Annotated in this window: 7 protein-coding genes and 1 pseudogene; 4 read left to right on the top strand and 4 right to left on the bottom strand. The window is 71.8% G+C overall.

From position 1 onward, the window contains the following. Positions 1 to 1290: beta-ketoacyl reductase (locus ABZ576_RS34135; protein ID WP_360749938.1), on the top strand; the 1290-nt coding region annotated here is incomplete at its 5' end. A gap of 134 nt (positions 1291 to 1424) precedes the next feature. After that, a complete protein-coding gene (locus ABZ576_RS34130; protein ID WP_360749936.1) occupies positions 1425 to 2975 on the top strand; it encodes a cytochrome P450 in 1551 nt (516 codons plus the stop codon). A 183-nt stretch (positions 2976 to 3158) separates the two neighbouring features. Here the strand turns inward: ABZ576_RS34130 and ABZ576_RS34125 are convergent, their stop codons facing one another. Continuing rightward, entirely contained in the window at positions 3159 to 5060 is a 1902-nt protein-coding gene (locus ABZ576_RS34125; RefSeq protein WP_360749933.1) for a lamin tail domain-containing protein, read from the bottom strand. Positions 5061 to 5388: 328 nt separating this feature from the next. On the opposite strand from ABZ576_RS34125, the gene ABZ576_RS34120 reads away from it, so the two are divergent. Beyond that, positions 5389 to 5706, top strand: coding sequence for a DUF4259 domain-containing protein (locus ABZ576_RS34120; RefSeq protein WP_360749931.1), 318 nt, complete (start codon positions 5389 to 5391; stop codon positions 5704 to 5706). Positions 5707 to 5926: 220 nt separating this feature from the next. Beyond that, positions 5927 to 6466, top strand: a pseudogene (locus ABZ576_RS34115) (GNAT family N-acetyltransferase); the annotation flags it as partial. 8 nt (positions 6467 to 6474) lie between these two features. Here the strand turns inward: ABZ576_RS34115 and ABZ576_RS34110 are convergent. From ABZ576_RS34110 to ABZ576_RS34100, 3 genes are all read right to left on the bottom strand, one after another. After that, positions 6475 to 6948: a GNAT family N-acetyltransferase gene (locus ABZ576_RS34110; RefSeq protein WP_360749928.1), complete on the bottom strand. Its 474-nt coding sequence runs from the start codon at positions 6946 to 6948 to the stop codon at positions 6475 to 6477. 92 nt (positions 6949 to 7040) lie between these two features. Beyond that, entirely contained in the window at positions 7041 to 8054 is a 1014-nt protein-coding gene (locus tag ABZ576_RS34105; protein WP_360749926.1) for a spirocyclase AveC family protein, read from the bottom strand. 27 nt (positions 8055 to 8081) lie between these two features. Continuing rightward, positions 8082 to 11181 (bottom strand): SDR family NAD(P)-dependent oxidoreductase (locus ABZ576_RS34100; RefSeq protein WP_360749923.1); only part of this gene is annotated, 3100 nt, incomplete at its 5' end.

The raw sequence follows: 11181 nt of genomic DNA, 5'->3' as shown, positions 1-11181 counted from the left end.
GTCGCCCGTCACCTCGTCACCACCCACCACGCCCGCCACCTGGTCCTGGCCAGCAGGCGCGGTGCTGACGCCCCCGGAGCCGACGCCCTCACCGCGGAACTCACCGCCGCCGGCGCATCGGTCACAGTCGAGGCGTGTGATGTCGCCGACCGGGAGGCGCTGGCCGGACTGCTGGACCGTATTCCTGCCGACCGGCCGTTGACGGCCGTCGTCCACACCGCCGGAATTCTGGACGACGCGACCGTCACCGGCCTGGACGAGGGCAGGATCCGTCGGGTGCTGGGGCCGAAGTGGGAAGCGGCCCGGCATCTGCACGAGCTGACCCGGGACATGGATGTGGCGGCGTTCGTGTTGTTCTCCTCGGCCGCCGGGGTCCTGGGGGCCGGCGGGCAGGGCAACTACGCCGCGGCGAACGCGGCCCTGGACGCCCTGGCGCACCACCGCCGCGCATCCGGACTGCCTGCCCTGTCCCTGGCCTGGGGTTTGTGGGAGCAGGACAGCGGGATGACCGGACACCTCCAGGCCGGCGACCGCCGGCGCATCACCCGCTCCGGCCTGCACCCCCTCACCACCCCCGACGCCCTCACCCTCCTCGACCAGGCCATGGCCGGCGACCGCCCCGCCCTCCTGCCCGCCGACCTACGCCCCACCCACCCCCTCCCACCCCTCCTCACCCACCTCAACTCCAACCCCAGCACCCGCCGACCGCGTACCGCGCACACCCGGCCGGGGACCGCCGACCACGACGCGACCCTCGCCGAACGCCTCGGCACCCTCACCCCCGAACAGCAACACGACACCCTCCTCACCCTGGTGCGCGCCCACGCCGCCACTGTCCTCGGCCACCCCACACCCGACAGCGTCGAGCCCGAACGCGCCTTCCGTGAACTCGGCTTCGACTCCCTCGCCGGCGTCGAGCTGCGCAACCGGCTCGCCCGGACGACGGGGCTGCGACTGCCCAGCACCCTGGTGTTCGATCACCCGACCGCGACCGCCCTCGCCCGGCATCTACGGGCCCGGCTGCTCCCCGACGACGCGACCGCGCTCGCGACCACGCCCGAGCAGTCACTGCTCGTCGAACTCGGCCGGCTGGAGGAGACGCTCTCCTCCGCCGTGTCGCCGTCCTCCGGCACAGCCGCCCTGGACGAGGCGGCCCGCACCCGCCTGGCCGCGCGGCTCCGCTCGCTCGCCCAGACACTCGGCGGGACGGAGGATCCCCGCCCGGACCTCGCCGAGACGACGGACGAGGAGATGTTCGCACTCATCGACGGCGAGATCGGCACGGACTGACGCCGTGGCCCCCGGCCACAAGCGCATCCGCCCCACCCCGCCTCCCGAACCTCGCCCACCCCGCCCCCCGGCCCCCGCCCCACAACTCCCGCAGCTCTCACCCGGCCCTTCTCCCGTAAGGAGCAGCAGTGTCCGTGACTCCGTCGAGCATCCCCGAGGCACCCGGCGCCTGGCCGGTCCTCGGTCACCTGCCGGCGCTCATCCGCAACCCGCTGGGCTTCCTGTCGTCCGCGTCGGACCACGGGGACCTCCTCCGGCTCCGGCTCGGCCCCACCACCGTCTACCTCGCCACGCACCCGGACCTCGTCCGCACCATGCTGGTGTCGAACGCGACCGACTTCACCCGCAGCAAGGGCGCGGCCGGCGCGAGCCGCTTCATCGGCCCGATCCTCGTGGCCGTGTCCGGGGAATCCCATCGACGCCAGCGGCGCATGATGCAGCCGGGGTTCCAGCGCGAGCAGCTCAAACGCTACGTCGTCGGTATGACGGCCGCCGCTCGGGCGACCGCCGACGCATGGCGGCCCGGCCAGGTGGTGGACGTGCAGAAGACCGCCGCCGACCTCTCGTTGGCGATGATCACCAAGGCGCTCTTCCGGTCCGACCTGGGGGCGACCGCCGAGGCGGAACTGCGCGTCACCGGGCACGACATCCTGAAGGTGGCCCGGCTGAGCGCGATCGCCCCGAAGCTCTACGCCGTCCTGCCCACCGCGGCCAAACGCAACATGGGCCGTACCAGCGCGGCCATCCGGGAGGCGGTCGCCGCCTACCGGGCCGACGGCCGCGACCACGGCGACCTGCTGTCCATGATGCTGCGCGCCCAGGACGCCGAGGGGCTCACCATGACGGACCAGGAGGTGCACGACGAGATCATGGGGCTCGCGGTCGCCGGGATCGGCGGACCGGCAGCGCTCACCTGCTGGATCTTCCACGAGCTCGCCCACGACGCCGTCCTCGAACAGCGCCTGCACGCCGAACTCGACACCGTCCTCGCCGGCCGGCTGCCCACCAGCGCCGACCTGCCCCTCCTGCCGTACACCCAGCGCCTGGTGAAGGAAGCGCTGCGCATGTACCCCGGCTGGGTGGGCTCCCGCCGCACGGTGCGGCCGGTCCGGCTCGGCGGACACGACGTGCCGGCCGACGTGGAGATCATGTACAGCTCGTACGCGCTCCAGCGGGACGCCCGCTGGTACCGCGCCCCCGAGCGGCTGGACCCGGACCGCTGGGAGTCGAAGGAGACGACCCGGGACGTGCCGAAGGGCGCCTGGGTCCCGTTCGCGCTCGGCACCTACAAGTGCATCGGCGACAACTTCGCCCTCATGGAGACGGCCGTGGCGGTCGCGGTGATCGCCTCGCGCTGGCGCCTGCGTCCCGTCCCCGGCGAGGCGGTCCGCCCGGTGGCCAAGGCCACCCACGTCTTCCCCAACCGCCTGCGGATGATCGCCGAACCCCGCACCCCGGCCGCCCCGCGCGACCCCGCGCCCGACACCGCCTCGCACTCCGCGTCCGCCCCCGTGTGTGACGCGCAGCCCGCGCCCGACTCGGCGTCCGCCTGCCCGTCCGCCCCCGGGTCCGACCCGGCGTCCGCGTGCCCGGCTGCGTCCGCGCCCGCCTATCCGTCCGCCTCCGCAACCGACTCGGCGTCCGCCTGCCCCTCTGCCCCGCCCACGACTCCGCGTCCGCGGTGATGCGTGACCGACGGATACCGATGGACGCTGACGGACGCTGACGGACGCTGACGGACCGAGCTCCCGGCCAGGGGACACCTTCGCTCGAAGGCGGTGTGGCTCCGTCTTCATCGCCGCATACTGCTTGGGCGCCTGCCCTCGGTGGCGGGCCCGTGCGTGAGCCGTCCGTCGCGGTCGGCAGGATCAGCAGGGGAAGGTGCCGCTGTAGAGGGCGTGTCCGTAGGAAGAGGTTCCGGAACCGAAGCCGTAGATGCCGTCGTCGCTCCAGACCGCCTCGCGGAAGCCGCCCACGCAGGTCGACGTCGGCGCGATCGCGAAGCCCTCCAGGTTGTCGGTCGGCATGACGGCCGGGTTCGTGTAGGACATGTCCGGAACGATCACGCCGTCGGCGTTGACCTTCATGAAGGTGTGCGTCTCGCCGCAGGTGTTGTCGCAGGTCGCGATGGCGCGCTGGGTTCCGGCGTCGAATGTCACATCCATCACGGAGACCTTGCCGGTCGCGATCGTGCCGAACGTGGTGAACGTGCCGTCTGAGTTCAGGCCGTAGACGTGCAGCGTGCCGTCCCACTCCAGGCCGGCGAAGAACAGGCCCGACCCGTGCAGTGGGTACTTCGCAGGGTTGTAGGCGGCACCGGTGAGCGGGTCGACCCAGCCGTTCGCGGTCAGCCAGCTGTCGGGTACGTAGCCGACGCCCTCGAAGCCCAGGTTGGCGTCGTCCTTGCTGCCGGTGTCCAGCTGCGGGAACTGCGAGGTCATGTCCCACTGGCGGATCGGTGTCAGCGTCGATCCGGTCGCGGCCGGGTCGAACTCCATGATCGTGTTCTTGGGGACCGTGTTGTTGGCGTTGTCCCGCTCGGAGGTCACGTAGACGTGGCCGTTGGCGCCGACCGTCAGGCCCTCGGAGTCCGGCTGGCCGGTGCCGCCGGCGAAACGGATCTGCTTGCCTGTCGCGCTCCACGACGCGTCCGGGATCCACTTGCCGTTGCTCTTGACCAGCTTGTACAACCAGTTCTTGTTCTTGACGGCCCAAAGCACCGACGGGTTCGCCGGGTCGAACGCCAGGCCGCTCAGGTCCCGGCCTTCAGGGCCGGTGGAGGTGGTGAACGCGCAGACGTTGTCGGCGATCGTGACGTCCAGCCCGCCCGGCCATGCCAGGGTGCCCGCCGGGGTGGGACCCGTACCGGACGGCGCCTCGGGGGTGCAGCCGCTGGTGAGCGAGCCGCCGCCACCCAGCAGCCGACCGCCGCCGCCACCGCTACCGCCGCCGATGCCGGAGCAGGAGTTCGCGCTGCCGAGCGTCGCGGTCGTGGAGGTCCGGAACCAGCCGCCGCCGTCGGCGCAGCGCTCGGCCGACGGCTTGGCGCCGTCGGTCGCCCAGGTCACCGAGTCGACGGTGTTGCCGTTGCCGTCGAGGAGGAAGAGGGAGTCGCTGTCGCCCAGACCGAGGGTGGAGTCGAAGGTGACGTAGCCTCCCGCGGGGATGCTGGTCGCGCTCGGCGAGGAGGACGAGATCGAGACCGGGGAACGGGTGGTGTCATTGTCGACGTACTTCCACGCGCCGATGCCGACTGCGCTCGTCCCGCCGTTGTACAGCTCCACCGTGTCGCTGTTCGACGAGGTGACCTCGTTGATCCGCACCCGGCTCGCCGCCGGTGTCGAGGACGGGCAGCCAGCGGCGTTCGGGGCGCCGAACGTGGACGCCACGGTCATGGTCACCCACCCCCCGGTGCCGTCGCCGCCGCAACGCGCCATCGCCGGCTTCGCCCCGTTGGTTGCCCACTCAACGCGGTCGACCACCGTGCCGCCGGCCGTGTAGATCACCAGCTTGTCCGAGTCACCGAGCCCCTTGGGCGAGTTGAAGGTGACGAAGCCGCCTGCCGGAATCGTGCTGGAGGACGGGCTGAACGACTGCGGTGAGAAGCTGTCGTCGGACATCTTCCAGCCACTGATGCTCACTGCGACCGAGCCGGTGTTGTACAGCTCCACCGTGTCGCTGTTCGACGAGGTGACCTCGTTGATCCGGACATTCTGATAATCCGCCGGGTCTGCGGCAGCCGCCGGCTGAGCGGCAACCACCCCTGTCACGAGCAGTCCTGAAAGCGTCAGAGCCGCGGCGCATACAGAGGCGACGCCGGCACGCGAGTGTGAGGTAGACACGAGGCGGAACTCTGGCGACTGGATCTTGAAACAGCGTGTACTCCAGCTGAATGCCACCTGCTGGCCACCGGAACGCCGGACGCCAGTACCCGTCACCGCAGTCGGCGCAACCTGAGCCGTTCGAATGCCGCGGCGCCCAGCCGCTGTCGAAAGCCGTGGACACGTGCTGTCGGAAGTCGGGTTCTGGCTCGCTTTCCGTGATGCGCGCACGCTGGAACTATGCCTTCGTCCAAGGCAGCCGTATCAGGAGCCAGGCATGGGAACGTGGGGAACCGGCCCGTTCGACAGCGACCTCGCCGCAGACTTCGTCGATGGACTCGAAGGGCTCACCCACCAACAGGTCATCGACGTGCTGGAACGGGCATTCCAGCGAGTCACCGACTCGGGAGAGCGCGTCGATGGCGGAGACGGGGCCGAAGCCGTTGCCGCCGGCGCCCTCGTCGCCGGCACCCTCCCCGACAGCCCCATCGTGATTGACCCCGATGACGGCCCCAGGAAACCACTGCCCGAACTGCCCGCCACCCTTCGCGTGTCGGCGAGACTCGCACTGGGCCGGGTTCTCCAGGACGGATAAGAGATGGCAACCGGCTGGGTGGACAACGCCGATGCCGACCAGTGGCGCCAGGTAGTGCGAGAGATCCTCCAAGCACTCGAAACACCCGCTGATCACTGATCGTGACCGCTTCACGGAAGTCGTGCCAGAACCGGAAGTCGGGTCTGGCACAGATCCAGGGCGTGTATCGAAAGTGCCTGGTGAGAAGAGTCAGGGCCCATTTGTGATCCAGAATGGTTGGATGGTCACGCTTGAGACTCCCCGTTTGATCCTGCGTCGCTGGCGCGAGGAAGACGTTGCGCCCATGGCTGCCGTCAATTCCGACCCCGAGGTCATGCGGTGGATCCGTGACGGCAGCGTCCTTGACGAACAGCAGACTCGCGGCCGGGTCCAGGCATGGGAGAGCGAGTGGGAGTCACAAGGCTTCGGCCTGTTCGCCGTGGAGATCCGGTGCACCGGCGAGCTGGCCGGGTTCACCGGTCTCTCGGTGCCCGACTACTTGCCCGAGGTACTGCCGGCGGTCGAGGTCGGCTGGCGGCTGGGACGTTCCCACTGGGGGCAGGGCCTGGCCACCGAGGCCGCTGCGGCCGCTGTACGGTTCGGGTTCGAAGAGCGAGGGCTGAAGCGGATCGTCAGCATCACTCAAGTGGGCAACGACGCCTCTGAACGCATCATGACCAAACTGGGGATGCGTCTGTTCCGTGAGACCGTCAACCCCACCGGTGGTCGGCGAGTGCGGGTGTTCGAGTTGTCGTCGGACCGGTACGTCACAACCACTCGGTCGGCGGGTCAGGGCCGTGGGACGTTGAGCGGCAGATCTCGGTGGAAGACGGCCATAGCCCGGCCTGGGCCGTTGTAGCCGTCGACGATCTTCGTGTCGAAGCCGAGGCTGCGATGGAAGGCGATCGAACCGGTGTTCTCGACTGACGTGATCGCCTTCAGCCTCCGTGCACCGTGACGTTCCGCTGCTTCCGCGAACGCCGTGTACAGACGCCGCCCGAGACCGGTGCCACGGGCATCATCCCGCGTGGCGATCAGATGCACGTACCCGGTGCCGTCCGGGGTGACGAACCCGAATATGTACCCGCGGATTCCGTCCTCGGCCCGGGCAACCAAGCAGGTGGAACCGAACTCCTGCACCAGGGCCAGAAGGTGCAGCGCCCGAAGGTCGCGTTCGCCCCAGTAACGGGAGTGATCAGACAGGACCTGGTGGAAGTCGGCCACCGCGGCCGGTGCGATGTGTATCCCCATGCTGACGATCATGGCAGGCGCCCTGGCCGTCACAACGGCGGGGCGGAGACCGCAGGGGCCGTTGGGGCCGGGCCCCTTCTCTGCGGACGGCAGGCGGCCGGTGGTCAGTAGGCGGCCGGTGGACCGAAGAAGTCCGGCAGCGCGCCGGGCGGTTGGCCGCCGATCAGCGACAGGGCCGCCTGGAGGACGGAATAGCCCAGCATCACCGCGTTGACGGCGCCGACCACAGCCAGGAACCGCACCCACGGCCGCACCCGCCCCGGCAGCCGCCACGCGCCGCGCTCCACCAGTGTCTCGTCACGTTCGTCACGAAAGAACCGGAGCGCGCTCAGCGAGCCGCTCGCCAGCCCCGTGCCCAGGAGCTGGTACAGCGGGAACTGGTACCACGCGCCGCTCCACAACGTCACCGCCGGCAGCGCCCGCGACCACACGGAGACCCCGGCGAAGGAGATGAACGGCTCGGACAGGTCGAAGGCCACCGCCGTGAGGAAGGCCGCCCCGACCAGCTGCCACGCCCGGACCCCGGGCCACCGGCCCCGTACCCGCGCCATGACATGGCAGCAGCCCAGCACGCCCAGCAGCACCGTCGAACACAGACTGAACGTGACCAGCGGGAGTTCGGCCTCCTGCCCCGGCGGCAACCCCCGCCACCCCGGCACGTACGGGCCCCAGGAGCCCACCGACCCCAACACGTGCGTGTTCGCGATCAGTACGGGGTGGAACCAGTTCATCAACGGGCTCAGCCACCCCGCCAGCACCACCCCGGTGAACAGCAGCGCGTCGAAGGACAGCCGGCGCTCCGCCAGCGACCGCCGGACGAGCCAGAATCCCAGCACGAGGACGCCCGCCACCGACGTCGCAGGGAGGAGAACGTCCACGATCCGCCGGTGCCCGAGCTGCCCGCCGCCCCCGCCCGGCACGTCGACGAGGCGGTAGCCGCCGTCGGCGGCCCAGCGGACGAACACGTAGGTCTGGAGGGCCAGGAAGGCCGCCCCGGCCGCGGCCCACCCGAGCACGGGCCGGCGTACGACGGGCCGCGTCCGGTCCTGATCCGCGGTGACCTGAGTGACCCCGGCCGTGACGGCGGCCCGGCCGTGGGGTGGTAACTGCTGCGTCATGCGCTCTCCGCATCCGTGAACGTCGGGTCAGCCCTCGGACGGGGCCGGGCCGGAGCCGGAACCATCCTCGTGGGCCAGGTCGATGAGGCTGTCGATGTCCATGGCGTCGATGTCCTCGGCCGACACGGACCTCTGGGCGGGCTCAGCCGCCGCACTGCCGGAGGAAGCCGCTGTCGAACCCGCCGCCGGGGCCGCGAGTTCGAGAAGACGATCGAGCAGGCCCGCCTCCCGGAGCCGGTCGACCGGGATCGAGGACAGCAGTCCGCGCAGCTCCGCCGCGCCGACCGCCGACGCGGCGCCGTCCTGCGGGGCCAGCCGGCTCCCCAGGTGCTCCGCCAGCGCCACCGGCGTCGGGAAGTCGAAGGCGAGCGTCGCCCGCAGGGCCAGCCCGGTGGCGACCTTCAGGCGGTTGCGCAGCTCCACGGCCGTGAGCGAGTCGAACCCCAACTCGCGGAAAGCCCGCGACTCGGGCACCGCCTCCGTGCCGTCGTGACCCAGCACCGCGGCCACGTGCGAACGCACCAGCCGCAGCAAGGTGCCCCGGCGCTCGGCCTCGCTCTGCCGGGCCAGCCGCTCGCGCAGCCGCTCCGCCTCGTCCGCACCACCCGATCGCGCCCCGTCGGCCGCCCCCCGGGCCTGGCGGGCGCCGGGCAGCCGGACCAGACCGCGCAACAGCGGCGGCAACGGGCCGTACGCGGCCCGGGAACGCGCGGCACGCAGGTCGAACCGGGCCGGGACGAGGAAGGGCTCCGCCGACGACAGCGCGGTGGAGAACAGGTCCAGGGCCGCGGGTGTGGGCAGCGGCGCCATGCCCGCCCGGTTGATGCGGTCGTGGTCGCCGGTGTCGAGGTGCCCGGTCATACCGCTGCCCTCCGCCCACAGTCCCCACGCGAGGGAGAGAGCGGGCAGCCCCGCGGCGCGGCGCCGGTGGGCGAGCGCGTCGAGAACGGCGTTGGCGGCCGCGTAGTTACCCTGCCCCGGAGAGCCCAGGACACCCGCCGCCGAGGAGAACAGGATGAACGCGGACAGGTCGTGAGGGCGAGTCAGCTCGTCCAGCAGGAGCGCCGCGTCCGCCTTCGCCCGCAGGACGGCCGCCAGCCGGTCCGGGGTGAGCGAGGTCAGCACCCCGTCGTCCAGGACCCCGGCAGCGTGCACGACCGCGCTCAGCGGATGCGCCTCCGGAACGCCGGCCAGCAGGGCCGCCAGCTGCGCCCGGTCGGCCGTGTCGCACGCGACGACGCCGACCGTCGCGCCACGCTCGCGCAACTCGCCCGTCAGCGCCTCCACGCCCTCGGCCGCCGGGCCGCTCCGGCTCGCCAGCAGGAGATGCCGTACGCCGTGCTCCTCCACCAGACGCCGGGCGACCAGGCCGCCGAGCAGGCCCGTGCCACCGGTGATCAGCACCGTGCCCCGGGACGGCAGCGACCGTGGAGCGGATCCGGGCGCGGTGCCCTGCCCCGGCCGGGCCAGCCGAGGCGCGTGCAGCGTCCCGGCACGCGCGGCGAGCTGCGGCTCACCGCACGCGATGGCCGCCGCGACCACGTCCGGTGTGGCGGAGGTTCCGTTGGCGCAGTCCAGCAGTGTGATGCGGTCCGGGTGTTCCGACTGGGCGGAACGCACCAGCCCCCAGACGGCGGCGCCCGGTACGTCGGTCACCTCGTCCCCGGGCACGGCGGCGACGCTGCCGGACGTGACGACCACGAGACGGCTGTCGGCCAGACGCTCCTCCGCCAGCCAGTCCTGGACGACGGACAGGACCCGGGCGGCCACCGCATGGACGGCACCGACGGGATCACCGGTGACGGCAGGGCCGGCCGCCGGCCCCAGGACCACCACGGCGGGCACCGGCGCACCGTCGTCCAGTACGGCGATCAGGTCGTCGACGCCGTCGTGGAGCCCCATGCTCCCCTCGGCCAGACCCGCGACCGCCGGGCCTGAGCCGATCACGGCCCAGGGCAGTTCCGCCGCGGCCGGGGAGCGCGCGGGCGGTGCCGTCGGCACCCACCGCACCTGGAACAGCGACTCCTGCCCGGCACCCCGCGCAGCCGCCCGCAACTGATCGGGGGACACGGGCCGCAGGGCGAGCGACCCCACGGACAGCACCGGGCGACCGTCCTCGTCCACGGCCGTGACGGACACCGTGTCCCACGCGTCCGGCGAGCACGGCTCGACCCGTACGCGGAGCATCGCGCACCCCCGTACGAACAGTGCCACGTCGGTCCAGACGAACGGCAGCCGACCACGCCCCGGCGAACCGTCACCCACGGTGCCGCCCACTGTCTCGGCCACGGTGTCGCCCACTGTCCCGCCCGCGGTGTCGCCAACTGTTTCACCCGCGGCGTCCCGCCCGGTGCCCGCCGCCGACGCCAGCGCCGTCACATGCAGTGCGGCATCCAGCAGGGCCGGGTGCACACCGAATTCCGACGCGTCGGCCGACTCCTCCTGCGGCAGTCGCACCTCGGCCACGATGCCGCCGCCGTCGCGCCAGGCGGCGTGCAGCCCCTGGAACACCGGCCCGTAGGCCAGCCCGGCCTCCGCCATCAGGTCGTAGAGGCCGTCGAGTTCCAGCGGTCGGGCGCCCGGTGGCGGCCAGGTGACCGAACCGGAATCGTCCGAAGCGTCCGAAGTGGCCGAGGCGGCCGAGGCGGCCGAAGCGATCGGGGTGGCCGAAGCGATCGGGGCGCTCGTGGCCATGGAGGCGATCGCGTTGGTCGAAGGGGAGAGCGTGCCGGTGGCGTGGCACGTCCAGGCGCGCTCCGCCGGGTCGTCCTCCGCGTCCGAGCCGCTACCGCCGCGCGAGTGAACGGTGAAGGCGCACCGGCCGGAGTCGTCGGCTGCCGCGACCGCCACTTGAAGCTCCACGTGACCGGAGTCGGGGATGACGAACGGCGTGTGGAGGGTCAGCTCGTCCACACGCTCGCACCCGGTACGCCGGCCCGCGTGCAGGGCGAGTTCGAGGAGGGCGGTGCCGGGGAGGAGGGTGGTGTGGTTGATGGTGTGGTGGGTGAGCCAGGGGTGGGTGTGGGTGGAGAGGTGGCCGGTGTGGAGGTGGCTTCCGTCGGCGAGGTGGATGGTGGTGGTGAGGAGGGGGTGGGGGTTGGGTTGGGTGCCGGGTGGTGTGGTGGTG

The sequence above is a fragment of the Streptomyces sp. NPDC013455 genome (assembly GCF_040632975.1).
In the GTDB taxonomy this organism is placed as follows: domain Bacteria; phylum Actinomycetota; class Actinomycetes; order Streptomycetales; family Streptomycetaceae; genus Streptomyces.
This window is presented reverse-complemented; position numbering and strand designations above follow the sequence as displayed.

Coding starts and splice junctions, on each gene's coding strand:
- ABZ576_RS34120 (WP_360749931.1), top strand. CDS start 5,389: ATGGGAACGTGGGGAACCGGCCCGTTCGACAGCGACCTCGCCGCAGAC.
- ABZ576_RS34110 (WP_360749928.1), bottom strand. CDS start 6,948: ATGATCGTCAGCATGGGGATACACATCGCACCGGCCGCGGTGGCCGAC.
- ABZ576_RS34105 (WP_360749926.1), bottom strand. CDS start 8,054: ATGACGCAGCAGTTACCACCCCACGGCCGGGCCGCCGTCACGGCCGGG.